This window comes from Empedobacter sp. UBA7494 (genome assembly GCF_002478465.1).
Lineage (GTDB): Bacteria > Bacteroidota > Bacteroidia > Flavobacteriales > Weeksellaceae > Empedobacter > Empedobacter falsenii_B.
On sequence record NZ_DLOC01000034.1, the window covers coordinates 1 to 22147 of the forward strand.

The following is a 22147-nucleotide window of genomic DNA, read 5'->3' on the forward strand; positions in this document are numbered from 1 at the left end:
AACTTTCGTTAGGATATCCAGGATTAACAGCTAAAGAAGTGATTCAATTAAAAGAATCTATTTATTACATTTCAAATAATAATTTAAAATCTCAAGAATATACTTTATATAACCCTTATAAAAAAGGAATATACCTATATGTTTATAAATTTGAAGATTGGATGTTTGATGAACCTAATAAAATCATCTATTTATCTGTTTTAGATGATGAAATAATAAAAGATAAATGGTTTAACTCTAAGTTTAAAATTTTAAAAAAAGTAAATAATATTTATCTTTTGAATATGGGGTAGTGTATCATATGTGTTTTTATGCAACAAACTATCTATTACAAATGAACAGATAAAATTCTATTCTCGATACTATTTTTATTCATTCTTGTACTGAGTTTATCAAAGTATTATTTCTTAAAACTACTCAAACTGACGAATTATAATTCAAAATGTACAAGAATTAAGAAAAATATATTTTTAAAGCTAGAAGTAGGGAATTATTGAATTATAATTTATGCAATAGAATTTATAAGAAAAGAGATTTTTTTGCGTTCTTAAGACAAAAAACTATTCTATCTATTATAGAATTTGTATTAATTGAAAATTTTCTATAATTTAATTAATGAAATGCAACAAAGAAAACATGTAAAATTTTATTTTTTTCAAGAGTTTATTGATATTGGAACATTAATTATTTTCTTTTTCATTTTTTTGAAATTGCAATATCAATATTTTTGGACGGAAGACTATTCTTTAGAAAGAATACCAACTTTTTTTGAACTTTTTAAATCTCATTATAAAGCACTTTTGTTATTTTTAGTCATTTGGTTTTTAATAGCAAAGAATGTTTCTTTATATGAAGTGCAAAGAAGGATAAAATTTGTTGACATCCTTAAAAAAATAATTTATCAAATTTTATTTTTTTCGGTAGCTGTATTTGCAATTTCTGGTTTGAAAACATCTGATTTATATTCTCCTCAATTAGGAATAGCCTATATCTTTGCACTTTTTTCAATAGGAATAGTTTCCCGCCTGCTGATTTTTATTTATTATAGAAAGTTGCACCTTAAAGGGCAAAATTTAGCGAACATATTAATCATTGATAAAAATGATAATACGAATAAGTTTATCAGTCTTTTGAAAGAACGAAGTGATTTAGGAATAAAACTATATGAAGAGATAAGAAATAGTGATATTTACTATAATGAATTTTGCTTGAAGATTAAAGGAGTAGATTTTAGAAAATATATTACAGAAAATAAAATAAATAAGATTTTTATTTCACAGAAAGGGGAAATGAGCAAAGAATTAACTTATAAGATAGCGAGTCTATCTGAATTGAACCTAATAAATGTATCTTATATTCCAGATTCAATATATAATGGAATTACTGAATTGAAAGTGGTCTATATAGATACTCTGCCTATTTTTGAAGTGAAGAGGTTTCCTCTTGATTTGAAATTTAATCAAATCATCAAAAATATTTTTGACATTATTTTTGCAAGTTTAGTGTGTGTCTTTTTGTTGAGTTGGCTGTTTCCTATTATTGCATTATTGATTTATCTAGATTCTAAAGGAGATATATTATTTGTACAGAAAAGAAATGGCTTGAATGGAGTAGAATTCGATTGTTATAAATTCCGTACAATGATAGATACGAAGTATAATTCTATAAAAGCTACCGAAAGAAATGATCCCCGTGTTACAAAAATTGGTAAGTTTTTACGGAAAACAAGTTTAGACGAGTTACCTCAGTTTATAAATGTCTTGAAAGGAGATATGTCTATTGTAGGACCACGCCCGCATATGATTTCTCAAGACCATTATTATAGAGATATAATCAATCGATATAATATTAGACATTATGTGAAGCCCGGTATTACAGGTCTCTCTCAGATAAAAGGTTATAGAGGAGCTATAGATTCTGATGAGGACATGGAAAAGCGAATTAGAACAGATGTGTATTATGTACGTAATTGGTCATATTTATTGGACATACAGATCATTTACCAAACAATTATGTTAGTTGTTAAAGGAGATGAAAATGCTATTTAAATTTTTTATCGGATATTTTTTTTATATAAAGCTGATGATATAAAGAATAAAAAAGAATAAAAATCATCACACCTCTATTTCTACTAAAAATAGATTCTGTTATGCATAAACTGCTCATTAGAACTGCAAAACAAAAAAAGTTATAATCCCTATTTTTGATAGCTATATAAAAAGAACTTCCTAACATTGACAAAAGTATTATAAGTCCTAAAATTCCTAATTCTGCATGAGATTGTAGGAATTGATTATGAAAATTTAAATTACCAAAATACTCGAGATAACCTCTTTCTTGTTGTTTTGTTCTAATTTTTTCTTGAGTAGCATTAATGCCCATACCGGAAAAAAAGACGACAGGAGTTTCTTGTATAAACTCTACTAGTAATCGAAGTTGGTAAACCCTTATTGATGTTCCGGTAAAATAACTGTTTTTAGAAAAATCTTCTTGTATCCACGCATTTTTTATTGAAATATTTTCTACTCCATCCTCCATAATAATGTTATTATCAACATCAACGAATTCTGCTTTGAAACGTTCTATAATTTTACTTGCAAATGGGACACATAAAATACTAGCAAGCCCAATAAAAAGGGTTAATTTTTTTACTTGTATTCTCTTTTTAAAAAGGAAAAAACTTAAAATTGATAAGAATACGGTTATAATAATAATGTTTTTTGAAGAGAGTAAAACAATTAGAATAAAAAGTAATATTGCAGAAGCAAAATCAAACCATCGTTTCAGATGATTCACAATAAGATACAAAAATGCAAAAGCCAAGATAACTGATATATAAATTGCATTGACTTCTAGAGTAACTAATTCATGGTAAAAAAAGACATTTATATCATGAACATCTAAATACTTTATCAAAGAATTCAGAAGTAAATAAATACAATATATAGCCATAGAATAACTGAAGTACAGCATTATTCTATGTATCTCTTTTTGACTAAAATTTTTAATAAAAAGAAAAAGTAAAGGGAAAATAAATAAGCCTACTTCTTTAGGAATAGCTTTTAATGAAGAGGACATATCAATGGTCCAAAATAAAGAACAAACACATAATATGAAGTAGAATATAGGAAGAAATAGTAAAGTATTTTTTGTAAATTTTAAATCTTTATAATTTATAATACATGCCAAAACAAATAAAATAGTGGCGACATTATTAAAACCTAATTTTTTAAAGGGTAAAGTAATAAGGCACAATAAAAAGGCGAAAATTATAAATTTTCTTTTAGTAATTATATTATTGTTTAATAAGTTCATAATATTTCTCATTTATTATCTCCCAACTAAATTCGTTTTGAATTGCATTTATATTTTGATGAATTTTTTCTAATTCATTCTCTTTTTCTAAATGTGTATAAAGCTGATTAACATCTTTTGAATCAGAAAAATAAAAAGCATTTTTTTTCAGTACTCCTTTATTAAATTGATTATCGTTAGCACATATTAAACAATTAGAAGCCATAGCTTCTAAAAGAGACGGATTTGTTCCTCCAACGGAATGTCCATGAAAATACAAACGTGAATAATAGCGAATATTATTTAATTCTTCGAAGTTGTATATTCCTCCTGTAAAAATAATATTTGAGAAGGCTTTATATTTGTTTTTTAAAAACTCTCCATAAGCCGTTTCGTGTTTTCCGATGACTAAAAAGGTTTCTTTTTTCGAAGAGATTGATACACCGTCTAAAATCATCTCGAGATTATTTTCTGGCTCGAACCGCGCAATCAATAAGCTATATTCCCCTTTTTTTATTTGATATTTATTCAAGATAGATTCATCAGGTGTTGTAAAAACATCTGCGCCATAAGCAATGTAAGTTGATGCTTTGTTATATTTATTTCTCAGATAGCTTTGTATGCCTAAAGAATCTGCTACAAGGTGGTCTGAATGCTTAGCGCCTAATTTTTCAGCATATTTCAAAAAATGCTGTACTTTTTTTGAGTATTTACTCCGTTTCCATTCTAGTCCATCCATATTGGTTATGATTTTTGCTGTTTTAGGCATTAACCACCACCAAATAGTACTGCTTGTATAGCCGAGTTGAAGAATAACATCAAAATTTCGCTTACGAGCATCTAAAATACAATTCAAATCATAGATAAATTGACCAGGAGTACCCATTTTATCTTCAGGATCTTTACAATGAATTAATTTGACACCATTATACGTCTGTTCTTTGTATGGATGTATGGAAGAATTATAAACATAAACATCCTCTCCTTTATTGGCTAAATAAACGGCAAAAAATTCTGCAAATTGTTCAAATCCACCATGGTAATTCGGAATTCCTCTTGTTCCAAAGATCGCTATTTTAGTCATTTTTATGTATAAAAGTGTATAAAAGTAAGTAAATTTTATAAAGTAGAATAATGATAAAAAGAAGAGTTTAAATAAAATGTCATAGTTTAGCAGAATAAGTTTAAAGAATGAAAATATTTGTTGATGGATATTTGCTAAATAGAGAATATCAGGGAACAAGAACATATATCACCGAGTTGTATAAAGCATTATCAGTTTTAGATAAAAGTATAAAAATAACTTATGGAATAGATGATTTGACGGATGAATTAAAAAATGAATTCAGAGATTTTCCAACGATGGGTTTTTATGTCTTTAAAGAGAAAAACAAATGGAAACGTATGTTTACTGAATATGCAGAATTATCAAGGAATTATGATTATATGCATTTTCAGTACATTATACCTTTTAGAAAAGCTAATCAAAAATGTAAATACATCAATACCATTCATGATGTTTTATTTTTAGATTTTAAAAAAGATTTTCCTTTTTTTTATCGATTATCAAGAAGAATATTGTTTGGCTGGAGCGCAAAAAAATGTGATCTCTTATTAACCGTTTCCGAATATTCTAAAAAAAGAATTTCAACTCATTTTAATTTAAATCTTGAAGATATTTATACGACTCCAAATGGAGTAAATGAAAAATTTTTAAAGAATTATAATAAATCACAGGTCCAAAAAATTATAGAGGACAAATATAAAATCAAGAAGTATATCCTTTATGTAAGTAGGATAGAACCTCGAAAAAATCAATTACAATTATTAAAACTTTTCGTTAATACTAAAAAAGTAAATCAAGAGTATCAATTAGTTTTTGTTGGAAAAAAGTCTTTAGAAGCAGATGAGTTTTCTACTTATTTTAATTCTCTAGATCATTCTATAAAAAATAAAATTAAGTACTTTGAACAAATAGAAAACGAATTTTTAGTTGATATTTATAAAGCGGCGGACTTTTTTGTTTATCCATCTTTATGCGAAGGTTTTGGTATACCTCCTTTAGAAGCTGGAGCTGCTGAAATTCCAGTATTATGTAATAATGCAACAGCCCTGAGTGATTTTGGAATGTTTAAAACATATTTAATTGATTTTAACACGGAGAAATTATCTTCTATTTTTGAAGAATTTGTTATGAACAATCAATCTGATTTAAAATCAATAAAATCAGAAATATCTAAAAAATATACATGGGAAGCATCTGCTGTTGAGTTACATTCTCTATTGCATAGGAGTAGTATTTTCAAGATTTATTGATTTTTTAAGTGATTTTAGTTGACAATAATTGATCTGTAAATATCGGAAGGATTTCATTATTAGATATCCCTCTAAGCTTTTACAAGAGACTTAGTTTTACTGTAAAGAGCGAGAATACCTCCAAGATATAAGAGCAATAAATCAAAAGAATTATATATTCCAGTAATTACAAATGTTGTGAAAAATATACATAAACTTAGTGAGGCTATAAAATAGTGTAGCTCCTTTTCACTGTCTTTTTTTATAAAACCAATCATAAACAGGTGAATAAAAATCATGATATATGCAATAATGCCTAGATAACCTGTTTTAAAATAGATATAAATATAACCGTTGTGAAGAATAGGTATTCGCCTAATTCTCTCGCCTAATTCCGCTTCAATTTTTAAATCTACTAAAGAGCCAAATCCATTACCAATCATTTGATTTCTAAATCCATTGGTCTGATCAATTGCCATTTTTGCCTCATAAGCGCGCCAATTGTGCCATAAATCTCGTAAATCATTTTTATCAATTTTGGATTGAAACATTTCATTAGGTGTATTTTTTATTTTGTAGATAAAAGAATTTATACCATTTTGATTTTTATATGAAACATTTACAAAACTTAATGAATAAAATAATACACTGGTGAAAATGATGAAAATTGCTAAAAAGGAAAAAGTTTTTAGTTTAGGGCGATAATATCCTTTTAAGCCAATCCATAAAATGATTAACAATATAAAATCAGTACGTGAAAAATAGAAAGCGATAGAGAAAAATAAAATTAATATTAAGATCAATTTATTCTTAATATTAACATAAAGAATAGAATTTTTATCATTGATTAAAAGTAAAATAAAAGCAAAAACTTCAATGTTATTTCCTAATCCTAATCTACTTCTTAATCCTGCGACACTAAATCCAATTTGTGGAATATAAAATAAAACACCGAGTAAATGAATAATAGCTGTGATTATAGCAAAATAGATAATTGCTTTTGAAAAAAAAGTAATGTCAGAAGTATTTTTTATTAAAATAAATGAGGTCGTTAGAACAATAATTGGCTTTGTAAAATAGACAAAGTCTTTCAAATATGCTTTCGTCGGTATAATGTTATCATTCAGGAGTCCAGAAATTAGACCAATACAAACAATAGTAATAAGCCCTAGAACAGTAAATAATATAGTTTGATTTATTTTTTTATAAATCAATATGGAAATGATTAAAAAAAAACATCCGATCAAATAAGATAGTTCAAGAAACAAATACTTACTTGCAAATAGATAGATAATAAAGGCAATTTGAGTGAATAAATTATTGATTCTAATTGTAGACATGTTTTAATTGATTTGCTTTATAATTTTTGCAGGAATACCTCCAATAATAACATCATCAGGAAATTCTTTGTTCACAACAGCTCCTGCTGCAATCACACAATTATTCCCTACTTTTGCACCGTCTAAAAAAGTTACTTTTGCACCGACCCAAATATTGTTCCCCAAAACGATTCCTTTAGATGTTACGCCTTGTTCTCTAATTAATAGACTCGAGTTGTCAAAATTATGATTTTCCGAATGAAAACTGATATAAGACCCCATAATAACATCATTACCTATAACAATACCTCCGGCAGAGCCAAATTCTGAAAATTGTCCACATGATGTGTTATCTCCTATTATTATTCCTTTTCCATATTTGGACATGTGGCTTGTACAACTAATTGATGAAAATTTTCCTATTTTACAGTTGTTTCCTATAATTACATTCTCTTTTGCAAATCCATCAATTTTTACATAATCTTCAAAAGTGATATTTTTTCCAAGCTTTAACCCTTTTTTATTTAAAAACACACAATTTTTACCTACAAAAGTTTTTTTTCTTAAAATAATCATTCCTCTTAAAATCATGATTAGACGATTCAGTAAAAATTGAATGATTAATTGATCTGGTATATTTGGATCTAGCTTATAATTCTTTCCAAATTTTAATAATAAATTTTGATATATCCTTTTAAACATATTGTTGTTACTTTTTAATAAATTTAATTACTTTACTCAAAATGAGTGCACAAGAAAGGATTCTATTCTCAAAAAAGTTTTTATGATGTTTCTTGATGTATATCTTAAGCCCCTCTATAATAAATTTATTTTTTTCTCTGTTAAAACCAACAAAATGGATGTAACTCTTGTTCGCAATAAATATTCGTTTTAAATTAATGGAAGCTATTTTTTTGCAAATGTCAATGTCTTCTACATACATAAAATAATCTTCATCAAATCCATTAATTTGTTGATATACATTTTTTTTCATCATTAAAAAAGAACCAGTTAACCAATCGACATCATAATATTTTTGAGAAAAATTTCCAGAAATAAATTCAGGAGTTGATTTAAAAAGCTTTTTAAATCTTATTAAATTCAAAACGTTCGGAAAATTACCTGCAGCTAGTAAATACTCTTTTTTCGCATTTAGCATATTTATTCCGATTACACCAACGTCATGATTATCTTCTAAATATGTTATACAATCATCGATTTTATCTAAAAGTATGGTGTCATTATTCAGTAACAAAATGTATTTACCTTGTGCATTTTTGACACCTAGATTATTTCCTTTTCCAAAACCTAAATTTTGTTTAGATTCTATTAAAACAATATCCTTATACCTATTCTTTATAAATGCAACGGATTGATCTGTAGAATTATTGTCAACAATTATAATTTCAATATTTTTGGTAGAAAATTGGTTATAAATTGATTGTATACAGTTATCCAAATAATCTTTTCCGTTATAGTTTACAATTATCACAGATAATAATATCGACATAATTATTTTATATATTGTTAATAAATAAGATGGGTAAGTGCTTTGTTTTTAATTTTTTTTGATGAAGGTAAAGCGTAAATAATCGTTCAGAAAGAAACCCAAAAACTCTTGCTTGATAAGTATAGCTGCTGATATGAATTCTTTTTTCTAATTCATCCATTATTTTAAATAACCATTCACAATAATCAATAAAAACTTGCTTTTTTGCAATTAACATATTGTAATGGATGATAAAGTAATGTCTACGGAAATACATATCATAATCAAAATCATTTCCGAAAAGATCATTTAAAACATCAATCATAATGTTATAATCTTCTATAAGATGAGTAAATTTGTAATCCATAGCAAGGGACGCTGGAGTTATTCTATTTATTTTGCAAAGTTTTTTTTGCGGTACAATAATGTCATACTTGTGCAATAAGGATAAAATGATCTGCTTAGTATTTGCTTCTTCAAAAATATGTTTTAAACCTTTTTTAGAATCGTCTTTACTAATTTCTGTAATGTGTTTTTGAAGTTTTGCCGAATTAAAATCAAAATATCGACGATAATGTGATATTCCAATGATATCAGAATCTTTATCATTTTTCCAAATCCAATAGAAAGCTGTTAGTTCGCAGAAATTAGGGTTCTTACTTGAAATATTTTCGCCAGTATCATCTCCAATATATTCTGGTAAGGTTGTATTAATTTTTCTTCCTACCTGTATAGGTCTATACACATCATTTTCTACAATAGGTGCTTGCTTATGTGTAACAGTATATATTGTTATTTTATCCATTTTTAATTAATAATTCACTTAAATCCAACGCTTCTTTAATCACTTGATGCATATCCATATAACGATATGTAGCTAATCTTCCAATGAAATGGATATTTTTTAATTCTTCAATTTCGGCTTGGTACAATTCTAATTTTTGAAGATCATCACTCAATCGTTTTGGATAATAAGGAATATCGTTTACTCCGGTTTCTTTGCTGTATTCTTTAAAGTAGATGGTTTTTTCATGACTTTCCCATGGAGTAAAATGTTTATGCTCGTGTATTCTTGTAAAAGGAACTTCAGGGTCAGCATAATTGATGACAGCATTTCCCTGATAATCTCCTGTTGTTATATGTTTTTCAAATTCTACAGTTCGGTATGATAAACGCCCATGTTTGAAATTAAAGTATGCATCTATTGGACCTGTGTATATGATTGTATCGAAATCAGAATAATCATCAGTTGTATTAAAATTTGTATTTGTTTTAATTTCTATGCTTGGATGAGTAAGCATTTTTTCAAAAATGGATGTATAGCCGTCTTTTGGAATTCCTTGATATGGATTTGTGTAGTAGTTATCATCGTAATTAAATCGAACGGGTAATCTTTTTAAGATGGAAGCAGGTAAATCCTTTGGTTCACACCCCCATTGTTTCTTTGTATAACCATAAAAAAAGGCTTTATAAAGGTCTTTCCCAATAAATTTGAGCGCTTGTTCTTCAAAATTTGATGGATTCTCAATTGATCTGTCAGCAATTTTTTCAATAAACAATTTAGCTTCTACAGGACTTAACGTTTTGTTATAATATTGATTTATAGTATGCAAATTAATAGGTAATGAATATACATTACCATTATAAATAGACTTTACTCTATTAACAAAAGGCTTCATTTCGCAGAAATTTTGAATATAGTCCCAGACATGTTTATTATCCGTATTAAAAATGTGGGGACCATATTTATGCTCCATAATATTTGTTTCAGAATCTCTTTCTGTATAACAATTTCCTCCAATATGATCTCTAGATTCTAAGATCAGTATTTTATAATTTGCTTGTTGTGATAATCTTTCTGCAACGACAGCTCCTGAAAAACCAGCGCCAACAATTAAAATTTTTTTCATGATATATTAATTCATTTTTTTACAATAGTCATCAATAAACTTTTAAATTGTGTTTTGATAAAAGCCGGATGATAGTAGTTTAGATTAATAGGATTTATACCATTCTTTCTTAAAATTATATACATGAATAATGTTATAAAGAATTCAGAAATAATCCAACTAATACATGTTCCTAGCGCATGAAATTTACTGCTTAAGATAAAGTTTGATGTAATTCCTAAAAATGCTCCTATACAAGTAATTATTAATAATTGTTTATCTAATTTTAAATTTAACATTAGCTGTATACCAAACATATTACTAAAGCTAATAAATATAGGGATTATTATCATGACTTTAATTAAAAAGATTGCAGAAGTAAATTCTGTTCCATACAGGATGTTTACAATAAAATCTGAAAGAATAAATGTAAAGCAGCAACAGATGGCAACCATTGAGGTTGTGATGGGAAGAATCTTTTGAACTTTGTTGATTCCTAATTCTTTACTTGTATTAAAAGATTGGGTAATATAAGGGTACAATGCTTGGGAAAAGGAAATATTTAGAATAGTAGTAATTAAGACAATTATCTTTTCAGAAGAACTAAATAAGCCTATTTCAGTTGCTGAAGATGTAATGCCTAAAATGATAATATTAGATGTTGTATAACAACTTATGACGATGAGAGAAAGAAAAACGAGATGTTCTTTCTGTAAAATGTTCAATATTTCCTTTACACGTACAAAGGAAAATTTTATTGAATAATTTTTGACAATGTAGTAAAACGATAAGGCAGAAGTTATAATAGCTGTAAGGCTATAAATAAGAGAATAAATAATTAAATCGTCTTTTTTCTGAACGAAATATAATATTAATATTGTAAACGTTAATTTATTTATAAGACTAAAAATTGCTACTTTACTTAAATTTTGGAAAGCTTGGTACATCCAGTTATTATTCAAAACAGTAGAAATTGTATATAAAAATGTTATACTCATTAATATTTTTGTAGTGTGATTAAGCTCAACGAGGTATATAATAATGAGGAACAAACAGGTTGATATTAAAAATAAAACAATTTTAGTAGAAAGTATTTGATTAAAAATCTTCTCAACTTCTTTTGGTTTATCCAATTTTTGTATGACTAGCCTAGTTGCAGTAAAATTAAAACTATAATCTATTAACAAAATAAAATAATTAACAAAGGCTATTGCATAATTAATTAGACCAAAATTCTCAACGCCTAAAATTCGAGAAATTATAGGTAAAGAAATAAATGGTAAAGCAAGATTTACAAGCTGTACGATTATTAAGTAAGAAGCATTTTTTGCTAATTTTTTATTATTATTTCGCATAAAATAAAACCTCCATCAGGAGGTCAATATTATTTGTACAATTTGTTAATTTCTTCACTAAGGGGTGCTCTTGGGATAAACAGAGGATCGTAAGTCTCCGACTTTCCTTTTACTATTTTAGCTGTGGAAGTTTTTCTGTCGTATTCAATTTGATCATTAGGATTGAAGTATTGAATAAACATAGTATCATTTGTGACGAATGATTTCCCGTTTAACTCCATTCTGAAACTTTTGAATTGAATATTTCCCTGATTTTTATTATTTCCAATGTCTAATCTAAAATCAGTAATTTTATCATTGCCAGGAATGTTAAAAATTATATTTTGTGCAGAATCACTTCCATTTACAATTGCATTAACAGATTGTTTTGAGATATAATCTTCTGTAGGATTCAACCTGTAATATATTTGTAACGTATCTGATTGAGGAACAATTGCATTAACAGTTACTTTTATTCCAGGCACAATGGCTGCAGCTTCTGTTGAACCATCTGATTCTTTTGATCTTTCTTTCTTATCATTACAAGAGTATGTTGCTAAGAAAAAAGAAGCTAGTATAACTAATCTTTTAGTATTCATTGTATTATATATTAATTTTGTGCGACTGTTGTTTCTTTAAAGTTTTTATAAAATAACGAAATGTAAATAAACGTAAAGTAAAAAAATAGTAATAAAATAGGTAGGAATAAAATAAAATTTACTTTTGGTTTTACGATGGTATTCAAATCATAAGACAATAAATTAATCGTATTTTTTGTTTCGACTAATTTTATTTTAATATTATTATTTTCATTAAATAAATCAACCTTTGTTTTTAGTAAATCATTTAATTGTAAATTTTCATTATTATATAGAAGTTGTCCTCCTTTATTGTCTTGTGTATTATACTTAGCAATTAATATGTCTATTTGTTGAATTAACAATTCATTTTGCTTAATTTTATTTAAATAATTTTCTTTAGAAATTTTTAATAACTCTTTGTAAAAAAGGTCATTATTTAAATAATGAATGATCTCATTAATCGTTTTTTCACTAACTAAATTTTTTCCATTACTGATTGAAATAATATGTGAGTCATAATTTTTAATGAAATTCTTATCCTCTGTCATTTTCATGATATCTCCATCCTCAGCATACATTTTTAAGGTTTCTAGATTACTTTCCCTCGCTCCAGTAAATTTATATACATCTACAATTGGTGTAATCTCAACATGATTAATGTTCATAACAAACTTCTTGGCTTTTGGATCGCTAAGATTAGATTGTAAATTTTGAATTTTTGAATATAAGTACTCAACACTATTATTGTTTGATAAAACAATAAGTTTTGAAACTCGTTTAGTAAAGTAATGATTAAGAAAAACCCCTATACCAATACCTAAAATAATTAAGATTAATACTTTTAATATATTAGTGAATATAATATTTATAAAATTATATATGCAAGATTGAATATTTTTTCTAAATGAAGTGATTATATTATTTAAATCTAGTTCTTTATCAAAATTAGTATTTGACATTCTATAATATTATTTTACGTGAGTATTTAAAACGATATTTTTAATATATTATTGTAGTCCTATAAAAAAACCTCTTATAAATTTTATAAGAGGTTTTTCGAATTAATTCGAAAATATATTTTATACAATATAAGATAAATTATCTTTCGTATCTTTTTTCATTTTCGGTTCCAAAGCTAGCGATTTTATATAACCACCATCCCAGTAATGCGCATCCGATGAATGTAAATAACCATCCAAAGATAACACCAATTGGAGATAATAAGTTTTCAAAAGTCCATTTGAAAATATCACCAATCGCAAAAAATAAATCAGTTATAACTCCCATATTCTAGTTTATTGCTTAATTTGCATCAAAGTTAATAAAATGTTGGTTAATCTACTTGACAAAAGGAATTTTTTTATACAGATTTTTATCATTGTGCTGTTTACGTTACTTGGAGTTACTAATTTTAACAGTATTGATCTGAGTAATTTAGAAAAATTAGGCGTAGTCCTGACAATTTTGACGATTGCTTTTGTAGGGTATATCGACAATACAAATGATTTAATTTCGACTTCTTCGTATCCAACGTTTACTTATATTTTGTGGATAATGCCTTTTATTGCAGGATTATCAGATTATCGAATTGCTGGAAGTTTGTTGCTTGTGACTTATGTAACAGTGCAATTACTCTATTTTGAGTCCGAAAAAAACGATACGTACAACGCTTTTGACATAGGCGTTTTCATGAGCTTTGCAATTTTATTAAGTCCGCCACTTATTTTCTTAGGAATTGTAGTTTTTACTTATTTCTTGACTTTAAGAGTTGTAGAACCAAAAATTCCTATTCTTGGTTTTCTAGGATTTATTCTTCCAATATTAATCGTTGCTCAAGTTAGTTTTCTGCTCGATTATTACTTTATGTTCGATTTTTATAAAGAACAATTGATGTTAACAATGGTGCATTTCGAATGGAAACAATTGTTTTTAGTTCCAATTGCAATTATTCTAATTTATTCAATTATCAATCATTTCAAGAATGTGAATAAATTGACAGCACAAAAGAAACGTATCTTTTTGTTGATGCATTTTATGTTTGGAACAATGCTGATTACGTATATTCTTTACGGAGGAAATAACGATGCTTATCTTGCTTTTTTAGGTTTTAGCATTATGTTGATGTTGACAAGATACTTTAGCGAAAGCAAACCCAAAATAGAATGGCTAAAAGAGGCATTTCTTTGGGTTTTTATGATTTGCTTGCTAATTTATAATTTTTATGATAGAATCCCGAGATTCTTCTCCTTGATTACGGAGGTAAGTTTTTAATTCGAATTCTTTTCCATCAAAAACACCATAAGTAAAGTAGTTAATCCAATCGCCAAGATTGATGTGACGTGCTTTGCCTATAGCAATTTCCATTGGTAAATGTCGATGTCCGTAAACTAGATAATCGTAGTATTTTCGATGCAATTGCTTGCGGCTATACATGATTAACCATTCGTTGTCAACGCCTAAGAAATTAACATCTTCGTCTCCTGAAATCATTTTATTTTTTCGCGAAGCTGTAATTCCCAACCACATTGCCAAATCGGGATGAAGTAGATAAAAAAGGAATTGACAAACTTTGTTTGTAAAAACCTTTTTCATGCGTTTGTAGCCTTTATCACCAGGTCCTTTTCCATCTCCATGTACAATAAAAAATTCTTTTCCATTGATGATAAAATCCTGCTTATCTCGAAAAACAATTGCGTTTATTTGTTCTTCCAAATAATCTTTCATCCATAAATCATGGTTTCCAACAAAGAAATAAATTGGAATTCCGCGATCAGAAATTTCGGCTAATTTTCCTAAAACACGCACAAATCCTTTTGGAACAACGTGTTTATATTCGAACCAAAAATCGAATAAATCGCCAATCAAAAACAAAACACCACAATCGTCTTTTATTTCGTCAAGCCATTTTACAAACAATTTTTCGCGCACCAAACTATCTTTTTCATTCGGAGCACCAAAATGATGATCCGAAGAAAAATAGGCTTTTTTACCAGGTTCTAACTGAATGTTTATTGGTTGTCCTCCGCTAACCATTCTGCATAAGAATTTTCAGTTTCGTGTAATTTCAAAGCAACCAAATCGATATTCGCTGGTAAAAGAGGTTTGATTTTATCCACAATCCACAAAATCATGTTTTCAGCAGACGGTTGATAATCTGTAAAAACAACATTGTGTCCTTCTGCTAATAATTTTTCACCTAATATTTTGTGAGGTGAATTTTCGTTCAATAAAATAGCGTGATCAAAAAGATTAACAATTTCTTTGTTCACAATTTTTTTCAAATCCCCAAAATCCATCACCATTCCAAGTTTCACATCGGTTGTGTCTTCAGAAGGTGTTCCTTTCACAGTTACAAATAATTTGTACGAATGCCCATGTATATTTTTACACTTTCCGTCATAACCATGCAATGCATGTGCAGTTTCGAACGTAAAAGCTTTTGTAAGTCGAATGATTTTCATTAAATTTAGTACTAAACTTTAATTTGCAAAGGTAATGGAAATCAAAACAATCGTAAATTCTTTGGTTGATTTATTTTTTCCGATGCGTTGTTTGGATTGCCAAGACGTCATTCAAGCTTCGCAATTTCTGTGTGTTTCGTGTTCAACAAAACTCGTTTTCACACATTTTAATTTCGATCAAAATAATCGAGCTTATGATAAATTGAGAAATTTTTGCGAAGTTGAAAACGCTTTTTCTTTGTTAGAATTTAAACATCATAACACCACGCAAGCTATTTTACATGAAATGAAATATAGAAATCGCCCAGAAATTGGAATTGATTTAGCGCAGATGATTAAGTTTGATTTGAGTGATTATGACGGAATTATTCCGATTCCATTGCATTCAAAACGATTGAAAACAAGAGGCTACAATCAAGTAGAAAATTTCGCACGAACGTTGGCAGAAATCAACCAGATAAATTATTTTTCGGATGGATTAATCCGAACTAAATACAATTCATCTCAAGTAAATGAAGACAAAAAACACCGATTGGATAACTTGAAAGATGCGTTTGAAATCAATCCAAATCTTAAACCTGGACATTATATTTTGATTGATGATGTCTTAACAACTGGTGCAACAATTGCATCGGCAATAAAAAAGTTTAATCTTTCAGAAAATTTTAAGATAAGTGTAATTACCATTGCTTGTGCTTAATAACAAGCTTTTTCTTAACTTGCGCCCATGAATAAGACGACACGTTTTTCGCTTTTGATGTTAACCATTTTGACGGTTATTTCTTGTGCAAGACAAGGTTCACCAACGGGAGGACCTAAAGATGAAACTCCGCCAGTTTTCCTAAAAGCTGATCCAGATACATTGGCTACGAATGTAGATCTTAATTTGCAAGAGGCTACAATCAACTTTGATGAGTACATTCTTCTGAAAGAATACAGCAAAAATGTGGTTGTTTCGCCATCGTTTCAGATTCCCCCAATTGTGACGCCGCAAGCTTTAGCGAAGAAATATATTTCGATTAAATTTCAAGAACCATTGTTACCAAATACGACGTATAGTTTTAATTTTGGTGATGCGATTCAAGATTTTAACGAAAATAATAAGTTGTCCAATTTTCAATATGTTTTTTCGACAGGTAGTTTTATTGATTCGTTGAAGGTAACAGGTCGTGTAAATTCGTCTTATGATTTCAAAGGGCCAGAAAAGATATTGGTCGGGCTATATAAAGTTGATAGTGCATACAAAGACAGTATCATTCTGCAAAAGAAACCATATTACATTGCGAGAGCCAATGATAAAGGAGAATATCAATTAAATTATTTGGCTTCGGGTAAGTATAAATTAATTGCTTTTGAGGATAAGGTAGAAAATGTGATGTACGATTATGGGAAAGAGCGTTTGGCTTTTCATAACGAACCAATTGAGCTGAATTCGAATCAACAAATCAACTTGAATTTATTCAATCAAAAACCAGCTTATCGTAAACCTGAAGCGAGTTTTAAACAAGAAGGTTTAATTGTTTTTAAAACGACAGGTTCAACGGATGATGTTACGATAACACCGGTAGGAAAAGAATTTAAAACGGCTTATATTCAGAAGTTTCCAAAACAAGATTCGATTAATTTTTGGTTCAATCCAAAGGTTGATACCATTACAGGAAGAAGTGCAAAATTGAATTTCAAGGTTCAACATAAAGATCAAATTGATGAAGTAAGTGCATTATATTCAAAATCGAATACAGAACGAAAATTAGAATTTAAAGCATTAAATGATCAAAAATTAGCACCAAATAAACCGTTTAAAATTCAGGCAAATGCGCCAATAAAATCATTAGATTTATCTAAAATTTATGTGTTTAAGGATACAGTTTCAATTCCATTCAAAGTTTCGATTGATACAGTGAATGCACAGAACTTGAATTTTGCTTTTGAGAAAAATTTAGATGAAAAATTTGAAGTAAATCTCTATCCAAATGCATTGACAGATGTGTTGGGAGAGAAGAATGATACACTTGCATATCCTATAAAAATGGGAACACGAGGCGATTTCGGACATTTGAAATTAACGCTTCAAAATACACCATCCAAACCATTTATTTTACAGTTTTTAAAGACTGATAAAGATTTTACAGTGATTGAAGAAATCTATAATCCAGCAAATAAAAACTATTTTGAGTTCAATTTTATTGAGCCAGGAGAATATTTGTTCCGCTTATTGGTTGATGAAAACGAAAATGGAAAATGGGATACAGGCGATTATTTATCAGGTAAACAACCCGAACCAATTTATTTGTATCCAGAGCCAATCAAAATTAGAGCGATGTGGGATGCGACCGAAACATGGGTTTTAGGAGAGGCAAATCAACCCGTTTCTTTACCAAATGATGATAAAGATTCGGACAAAAATAGAATACGTCGAGGAGAATTGAAAGAAGGCGAGGAGCGTCAAAATTCACGAACAGCAAATAAGAAATCAGAGGAATAGTTCTCTGATTTTTTTTATTTAGTCAATTCGCAAATTTCTCGTAATACTTGCGTATGGTTGTATGTCATAAACTGGACAACCTATTCTGTCCAAAATAATACTTCCTACAATTAAATAAACTTGATATTGAGTTTTAGGTGAATTGTTATCAAAAAGATGTTTACAATTTGTAATTAAAATTGCATTGATAAACTCTTCAACAGTAAGTTCTTCCCATTTAATAAAATGATAATCTAAGAAAATATATTTTAAAATATTAGAATAATTTTTAATTTTTAGATTTAAAAAATTGCTTAAATCTTGAAAGTTATTTATTTGTAAGTAATTTGATATTTTATTTGCTAGTTGAATATGATTTCCAAAATAATCCTGAAATAAAGCATAAAGTGAATTAAATTCTTCTTTGTTTTCGGAAGTAATATCAATCATTTGACAAATTAGGTTTGAAATTTCCTCAACTCGACTTATTTGCTGAATATCTTCATCTTTAAAACGAATATTGAAATGATTTTCAAATTCCATGATTAATTCAACAGTATCTAATCCCATATTTTCTAACTTTCTGGTGCCAAATATATAAAAGGTGAAAGAGGAATGTTTCTCAAAATAGAATAAACCAAAAGGAAGATTAAGAAATTTCTAGCAAAACTTTCGGGAAGATGTAATTTGCCTGACATTGGTTTGCCTAAAAAAATATTTCCAACAATCGCATAATACAATTGTACACAAATGTAAAGTGCAAAAGGCAAAATAAGATTGTAGCGTAACGATTGTAAAAAATGCCCGTTAACAAGCAAGGAAAAAGCACGTTGACCACCACAGCCAGGACACCATAAACCTGTTATTTCATGAAACATACATTTGATAGAAAACGGACTTTGGTTGCTGTAATAACTATAAAAATAGACGATTACCAAAATTGGCAAAAGCGTAGCTAATCCATAAACCAAAATCCGTTTTATCATATGATTAATTTCCGTTAGAGCTTTCTAAAATACTTTTATATTGCTCCATATAAGCATCCATACCTCCTGTAATTAACATCACAACATTTATAATAACACCAATTACGCCTAAACCAATTGCAACATAAGCTAATAATTTAGAATTCTTAGCTGCTTGTTCAGCACCTGTATAATCGCCAATATTGTGTTTTGTATTCACTTGATTTGCAAAAACAATTGCAATAATACCTACAATAGTACCGATGCAACAAGGAGAACAAAGCCCTAAAATAGTTCCGATGATGGCCAAGACAAGGTTATTTTCTGGTTTCGGTTTAATTTCTTCAAAAGAAGATTGTTGTGGTTGATTAAAATCTTGATTAGATTGATATGAATAATCCATAATTAGAGTGTTTTTATTTGTCTAAAAATATGAAAATTATGATTAATCAATGTGTTAAATTTTCCAAGAAATATTTTCTTTAATAGGAGAATTTATATTCCCACTGTATATGGCATTTTTTATTGGTAAAGACTTACTTACAACAGTATTACTTCCAACAATACATCCATCAGCAATTAATACACCTTTCAGAATTTGAACTTTGTTACAAACCCAAACATTATGACCAATTTTTACAGATTTGTCAGGATTAATCATTTCATTATTTTGGTTGTAAATTTTATGAAAATCAGTATCCATAATAAGTATGTCCCAAGATAACAAACAATTATGACCAAAAGAGACCTCATTATAACAAACAATAGATGATTCAGCAGTAATATTAAAATTTTCTCCAAAAGTTAATTTACCTTCTATTCCTACAGAAATTTTTGAACCATGACCAATATTTGTACGACCTTTAAAATTTATTATTCCATTATTTTCCAAAATTCCTTTTGATAATTTTCTGTCAAAAATAGAAATATCACCAAAACCAAGTTTAATCAACCCAAAAGAAGAATTTTCAGGAATATTAACCTTACCAGAGAGAGATTTTAAACGAAAATTAGAGCTAATTATTACAGGGAATTTAATTGCTTGACTAAATTTAAAATAGACAAAATTGAAAATAATAGTTTTGATAAAACTAATTTTAAAAATATTCTTCATAAAAATTATTGAAATAACATACGATATAAATCTTCAACTTTAGATATTCTAACGATTCGAATTCCAAAATCTATATCTTTTATTTTATTGTATTTTGAGACAAAAATTGCATCAAAACCTAATTTTTCAGCTTCGGTAATGCGTTGTTCAACACGATTTACAGCTCTTATTTCTCCACTCAAACCAACTTCTCCCGCAAAACAACAATTATCTGGAACGGCAGAATCTTCGCTTGATGAAAGAATTGCCGCAATAACAGCTAAATCAATTGCAGGATCATCCACTCGAATTCCGCCTGTAATATTCAAGAAAACATCTTTCATATTCAGTCTGAACCCAGCACGTTTTTCTAAAACTGCCAACAACATATTCAATCGTTTGGCATCAAAACCAGTAGCAGTACGTTGTGGAGTTCCATAAACTGCCGTAGAAACCAAAGCTTGAATTTCAATCAACATCGGGCGAACACCTTCTAAAGTTGCTGCAATTGCATTTCCGCTTAGTAATTCATCTTTTTTGGTAATTAATACTTCTGACGGATTTGTGACTTCACGCAAACCCGCTCCTTGCATTTCATAAATTCCGATTTCTGCAGTTGAGCCAAAACGGTTTTTATTTGCACGTAAAATTCGATAAATATGGTTGCGATCGCCTTCAAATTGCAACACAACATCTACCATGTGTTCTAAGATTTTTGGTCCAGCAATCACACCTTCTTTCGTAATATGTCCAATTAAAATAATCGGTGTGTTGGTTTCTTTTGCGTACTGAATTAGCTCAAAAGTTGTTTCTCGAATTTGCGAAATACTTCCTGGAGAAGACTCTACATAAGTGGTTTGAAGCGTTTGCACAGAATCGACAACAATCAGTTGAGGTTGAATTTCTTTGGCGTGAGCAAATATTTTTTGCGTATTGGTTTCAGGTAAAATAAAACATTGATCCGATTCAATTCCAATTCGTTCAGCACGAAGTTTTACTTGCGAAACAGATTCTTCTCCAGATACATACAAGATTTTAATCGTATCTAACTTTAAGGCTACTTGCAACATCAATGTCGATTTTCCAACACCGGGCTCTCCACCAACTAAAATCACTGATCCAGGAACAATTCCGCCTCCTAAAACTCGGTCTAATTCTTGGTTTTTCGTTGAAATTCTTATTTCTCCTAATGGATTTATTTCGCGAATATTCAGGGCAAACGTTTTCTCTTTTTTGTCCGATTTATCTTTCCACGATTTTTTTTCGTCGCCTTTGTCCACAATTTCTTCAACAATGGTATTCCATTCGCCACAACTTTTGCATTGTCCCATCCATTGCGCGGTTTGCGTGCCACAGTTTTGGCAGAAATATGTAGTTTTTGTTTTAGCCATAGCTTTAAATTTAGACAAAAATAATGTTTTATCGCGACAAGATATGGAGTTATAAGTGTGAAAAATTTTAATACAATAATCAAAAAACGTTAACAATAATTTACTTTTTTAACAAATTATCAACTTTAGATAAAGTTGAGTTAAATATTGATTTTCAATTATTTTCTCGATTATTTTTAATCATATTTTAAAATGCCAATGAAAAGAACTTTACTTCTTAGCTTTTTTTATATTTTTTGTATTTCTGCCAATGCACAATCGACTTTAATTTCGGGGAAAATTATGGTAGATAATGCGGATGAAATCGTTAATCTTGATGATTTTGTAATCGAAAATTTAACGTCAAATGCACGAACAAAATCAAATGAAAAAGGTTTTTTTTCGATTCGAGTTCAGCCAAACGATGTTTTACTTTTCAAACAAATTGGAATTGAAGAACGTCAGCTTAAGATTTCTGAATCAATGATTAGAAAGGGTTTTATAGACGTTCATCTAAATGTTGAAGTGATAGAATTATCCGAAACGAAAATAAAACCGCTTAAAGAATTGGAAAGAAAATATTAGCAAAGACG

Annotated in this window: 25 protein-coding genes; 7 read left to right on the forward strand and 18 right to left on the reverse strand. The window is 28.5% G+C overall.

Annotation, left to right across the window (positions count from 1 at the left end):
- Positions 1-293 (forward strand): hypothetical protein (locus tag B4E95_RS03150; protein WP_291062717.1); only part of this gene is annotated, 293 nt, incomplete at its 5' end.
- Between the two features lie 327 nt (positions 294-620).
- Positions 621-2048: an exopolysaccharide biosynthesis polyprenyl glycosylphosphotransferase gene (locus B4E95_RS03155; protein ID WP_291089873.1), complete on the forward strand. Its 1428-nt coding sequence runs from the start codon at positions 621-623 to the stop codon at positions 2046-2048.
- Here the strand turns inward: B4E95_RS03155 and B4E95_RS03160 are convergent.
- Both B4E95_RS03160 and B4E95_RS03165 read right to left on the reverse strand, forming a co-directional pair.
- A complete protein-coding gene (locus B4E95_RS03160) occupies positions 2041-3315 on the reverse strand; it encodes an O-antigen ligase family protein (protein WP_171622939.1) in 1275 nt (424 codons plus the stop codon). The two genes, B4E95_RS03155 and B4E95_RS03160, sit on opposite strands and share 8 nt — an antisense overlap.
- Positions 3296-4378, reverse strand: a complete 1083-nt coding sequence (locus tag B4E95_RS03165) for a DUF1972 domain-containing protein (protein ID WP_159154764.1) — start codon at positions 4376-4378, stop codon at positions 3296-3298. Before B4E95_RS03165 ends, B4E95_RS03160 begins: the two co-directional genes overlap by 20 nt.
- Before the next feature lie 107 nt (positions 4379-4485).
- Here B4E95_RS03165 and B4E95_RS03170 point away from each other — a divergent pair, with 107 nt between their 5' ends.
- On the forward strand, positions 4486-5610 hold the full coding sequence (locus B4E95_RS03170; protein WP_291089876.1) for a glycosyltransferase family 4 protein: 1125 nt from the start codon (positions 4486-4488) through the stop codon (positions 5608-5610).
- 71 nt (positions 5611-5681) lie between these two features.
- Here the strand turns inward: B4E95_RS03170 and B4E95_RS03175 are convergent, their stop codons facing one another.
- The 9 genes from B4E95_RS03175 to B4E95_RS03215 all read right to left on the reverse strand — a co-directional run bounded on the left by B4E95_RS03175 (position 5682) and on the right by B4E95_RS03215 (position 13488).
- Positions 5682-6929 carry an O-antigen ligase family protein gene (locus B4E95_RS03175; RefSeq protein WP_159154762.1) on the reverse strand — a complete coding sequence of 416 codons (1248 nt, stop codon included), beginning with the start codon at positions 6927-6929 and terminating at the stop codon, positions 5682-5684.
- Between the two features lie 3 nt (positions 6930-6932).
- Positions 6933-7610 (reverse strand): acyltransferase, encoded by a 678-nt coding sequence (locus B4E95_RS03180; protein WP_291089879.1) that lies wholly within the window; start codon positions 7608-7610, stop codon positions 6933-6935.
- Between the two features lie 7 nt (positions 7611-7617).
- Positions 7618-8418 carry a glycosyltransferase family 2 protein gene (locus B4E95_RS03185; RefSeq protein ID WP_291089882.1) on the reverse strand — a complete coding sequence of 267 codons (801 nt, stop codon included), beginning with the start codon at positions 8416-8418 and terminating at the stop codon, positions 7618-7620.
- Positions 8419-8425: 7 nt separating this feature from the next.
- Positions 8426-9202: a DUF4422 domain-containing protein gene (locus tag B4E95_RS03190; RefSeq protein ID WP_159154759.1), complete on the reverse strand. Its 777-nt coding sequence runs from the start codon at positions 9200-9202 to the stop codon at positions 8426-8428.
- Complete coding sequence (gene glf / locus B4E95_RS03195) at positions 9195-10307, reverse strand: UDP-galactopyranose mutase (RefSeq protein WP_159154758.1); 1113 nt, start codon at positions 10305-10307, stop codon at positions 9195-9197. The genes B4E95_RS03190 and glf overlap by 8 nt, the downstream gene beginning before the upstream one ends.
- An 11-nt stretch (positions 10308-10318) precedes the next feature.
- Entirely contained in the window at positions 10319-11641 is a 1323-nt protein-coding gene (locus tag B4E95_RS03200) for a flippase (RefSeq protein WP_159154757.1), read from the reverse strand.
- A gap of 29 nt (positions 11642-11670) precedes the next feature.
- Positions 11671-12219 (reverse strand): hypothetical protein, encoded by a 549-nt coding sequence (locus B4E95_RS03205; RefSeq protein ID WP_159154756.1) that lies wholly within the window; start codon positions 12217-12219, stop codon positions 11671-11673.
- An 11-nt stretch (positions 12220-12230) separates the two neighbouring features.
- Positions 12231-13160: a hypothetical protein gene (locus B4E95_RS03210; protein WP_291062702.1), complete on the reverse strand. Its 930-nt coding sequence runs from the start codon at positions 13158-13160 to the stop codon at positions 12231-12233.
- A 139-nt stretch (positions 13161-13299) separates the two neighbouring features.
- A complete protein-coding gene (locus B4E95_RS03215) occupies positions 13300-13488 on the reverse strand; it encodes a hypothetical protein (RefSeq protein ID WP_286486631.1) in 189 nt (62 codons plus the stop codon).
- A gap of 93 nt (positions 13489-13581) precedes the next feature.
- Here B4E95_RS03215 and B4E95_RS03220 point away from each other — a divergent pair, with 93 nt between their 5' ends.
- Positions 13582-14472, forward strand: a complete 891-nt coding sequence (locus tag B4E95_RS03220; protein WP_291089887.1) for a DUF6427 family protein — start codon at positions 13582-13584, stop codon at positions 14470-14472.
- On the opposite strand, the gene B4E95_RS03225 is transcribed toward B4E95_RS03220, so the two are convergent.
- Positions 14407-15234, reverse strand: a complete 828-nt coding sequence (locus B4E95_RS03225) for a UDP-2,3-diacylglucosamine diphosphatase (RefSeq protein WP_291062699.1) — start codon at positions 15232-15234, stop codon at positions 14407-14409. The two genes, B4E95_RS03220 and B4E95_RS03225, sit on opposite strands and share 66 nt — an antisense overlap.
- The gene (gene queD, locus B4E95_RS03230; protein ID WP_291065407.1) at positions 15210-15662 is read right to left on the reverse strand and encodes a 6-carboxytetrahydropterin synthase QueD; all 453 of its coding nucleotides are present in this window, start codon (positions 15660-15662) and stop codon (positions 15210-15212) included. The genes B4E95_RS03225 and queD overlap by 25 nt, the downstream gene beginning before the upstream one ends.
- A 34-nt stretch (positions 15663-15696) precedes the next feature.
- Here queD and B4E95_RS03235 point away from each other — a divergent pair, with 34 nt between their 5' ends.
- Positions 15697-16362: a ComF family protein gene (locus tag B4E95_RS03235; protein ID WP_286495686.1), complete on the forward strand. Its 666-nt coding sequence runs from the start codon at positions 15697-15699 to the stop codon at positions 16360-16362.
- A 27-nt stretch (positions 16363-16389) separates the two neighbouring features.
- Entirely contained in the window at positions 16390-18147 is a 1758-nt protein-coding gene (locus B4E95_RS03240) for an Ig-like domain-containing protein (protein ID WP_291089891.1), read from the forward strand.
- Positions 18148-18165: 18 nt separating this feature from the next.
- Here the strand turns inward: B4E95_RS03240 and B4E95_RS03245 are convergent, their stop codons facing one another.
- Genes B4E95_RS03245 through radA form a run of 5 tightly spaced genes read right to left on the reverse strand, consistent with a single transcriptional unit; the run spans position 18166 to position 21575 of the window.
- Positions 18166-18696 (reverse strand): hypothetical protein, encoded by a 531-nt coding sequence (locus B4E95_RS03245; RefSeq protein WP_291089894.1) that lies wholly within the window; start codon positions 18694-18696, stop codon positions 18166-18168.
- Between the two features lie 5 nt (positions 18697-18701).
- Positions 18702-19112, reverse strand: coding sequence for a DUF2752 domain-containing protein (locus tag B4E95_RS03250; protein WP_291089896.1), 411 nt, complete (start codon positions 19110-19112; stop codon positions 18702-18704).
- 4 nt (positions 19113-19116) lie between these two features.
- Positions 19117-19494 carry a CD225/dispanin family protein gene (locus B4E95_RS03255; protein ID WP_291062690.1) on the reverse strand — a complete coding sequence of 126 codons (378 nt, stop codon included), beginning with the start codon at positions 19492-19494 and terminating at the stop codon, positions 19117-19119.
- Positions 19495-19548: 54 nt separating this feature from the next.
- Entirely contained in the window at positions 19549-20205 is a 657-nt protein-coding gene (locus tag B4E95_RS03260) for an acyltransferase (RefSeq protein WP_291089899.1), read from the reverse strand.
- Positions 20206-20210: 5 nt separating this feature from the next.
- Positions 20211-21575 (reverse strand): DNA repair protein RadA, encoded by a 1365-nt coding sequence (gene radA, locus B4E95_RS03265; RefSeq protein ID WP_291089901.1) that lies wholly within the window; start codon positions 21573-21575, stop codon positions 20211-20213.
- Positions 21576-21773: 198 nt separating this feature from the next.
- Between radA and B4E95_RS03270 the strand changes: the two genes are divergently transcribed.
- Positions 21774-22139: a hypothetical protein gene (locus tag B4E95_RS03270; protein ID WP_291089904.1), complete on the forward strand. Its 366-nt coding sequence runs from the start codon at positions 21774-21776 to the stop codon at positions 22137-22139.
- Positions 22140-22147 lie beyond the last annotated feature (8 nt).

Bases quoted from the DNA above. Each gene is read 5' to 3' on its own strand.
- B4E95_RS03225 (WP_291062699.1), bottom strand. From the start codon at position 15,234: ATGGTTAGCGGAGGACAACCAATAAACATTCAGTTAGAACCTGGTAAA.
- B4E95_RS03165 (WP_159154764.1), bottom strand. From the start codon at position 4,378: ATGACTAAAATAGCGATCTTTGGAACAAGAGGAATTCCGAATTACCAT.
- B4E95_RS03255 (WP_291062690.1), bottom strand. From the start codon at position 19,494: ATGGATTATTCATATCAATCTAATCAAGATTTTAATCAACCACAACAA.
- queD (WP_291065407.1), bottom strand. From the start codon at position 15,662: ATGAAAATCATTCGACTTACAAAAGCTTTTACGTTCGAAACTGCACAT.
- glf (WP_159154758.1), bottom strand. From the start codon at position 10,307: ATGAAAAAAATTTTAATTGTTGGCGCTGGTTTTTCAGGAGCTGTCGTT.
- B4E95_RS03270 (WP_291089904.1), top strand. From the start codon at position 21,774: ATGAAAAGAACTTTACTTCTTAGCTTTTTTTATATTTTTTGTATTTCT.
- B4E95_RS03250 (WP_291089896.1), bottom strand. From the start codon at position 19,112: ATGATAAAACGGATTTTGGTTTATGGATTAGCTACGCTTTTGCCAATT.
- B4E95_RS03235 (WP_286495686.1), top strand. From the start codon at position 15,697: ATGGAAATCAAAACAATCGTAAATTCTTTGGTTGATTTATTTTTTCCG.
- B4E95_RS03245 (WP_291089894.1), bottom strand. From the start codon at position 18,696: ATGGGATTAGATACTGTTGAATTAATCATGGAATTTGAAAATCATTTC.
- radA (WP_291089901.1), bottom strand. From the start codon at position 21,575: ATGGCTAAAACAAAAACTACATATTTCTGCCAAAACTGTGGCACGCAA.
- B4E95_RS03175 (WP_159154762.1), bottom strand. From the start codon at position 6,929: ATGTCTACAATTAGAATCAATAATTTATTCACTCAAATTGCCTTTATT.
- B4E95_RS03200 (WP_159154757.1), bottom strand. From the start codon at position 11,641: ATGCGAAATAATAATAAAAAATTAGCAAAAAATGCTTCTTACTTAATA.
- B4E95_RS03155 (WP_291089873.1), top strand. From the start codon at position 621: ATGCAACAAAGAAAACATGTAAAATTTTATTTTTTTCAAGAGTTTATT.
- B4E95_RS03210 (WP_291062702.1), bottom strand. From the start codon at position 13,160: ATGTCAAATACTAATTTTGATAAAGAACTAGATTTAAATAATATAATC.
- B4E95_RS03205 (WP_159154756.1), bottom strand. From the start codon at position 12,219: ATGAATACTAAAAGATTAGTTATACTAGCTTCTTTTTTCTTAGCAACA.
- B4E95_RS03215 (WP_286486631.1), bottom strand. From the start codon at position 13,488: ATGGGAGTTATAACTGATTTATTTTTTGCGATTGGTGATATTTTCAAA.
- B4E95_RS03260 (WP_291089899.1), bottom strand. From the start codon at position 20,205: ATGAAGAATATTTTTAAAATTAGTTTTATCAAAACTATTATTTTCAAT.
- B4E95_RS03190 (WP_159154759.1), bottom strand. From the start codon at position 9,202: ATGGATAAAATAACAATATATACTGTTACACATAAGCAAGCACCTATT.
- B4E95_RS03185 (WP_291089882.1), bottom strand. From the start codon at position 8,418: ATGTCGATATTATTATCTGTGATAATTGTAAACTATAACGGAAAAGAT.
- B4E95_RS03160 (WP_171622939.1), bottom strand. From the start codon at position 3,315: ATGAACTTATTAAACAATAATATAATTACTAAAAGAAAATTTATAATT.
- B4E95_RS03180 (WP_291089879.1), bottom strand. From the start codon at position 7,610: ATGTTTAAAAGGATATATCAAAATTTATTATTAAAATTTGGAAAGAAT.
- B4E95_RS03240 (WP_291089891.1), top strand. From the start codon at position 16,390: ATGAATAAGACGACACGTTTTTCGCTTTTGATGTTAACCATTTTGACG.
- B4E95_RS03170 (WP_291089876.1), top strand. From the start codon at position 4,486: ATGAAAATATTTGTTGATGGATATTTGCTAAATAGAGAATATCAGGGA.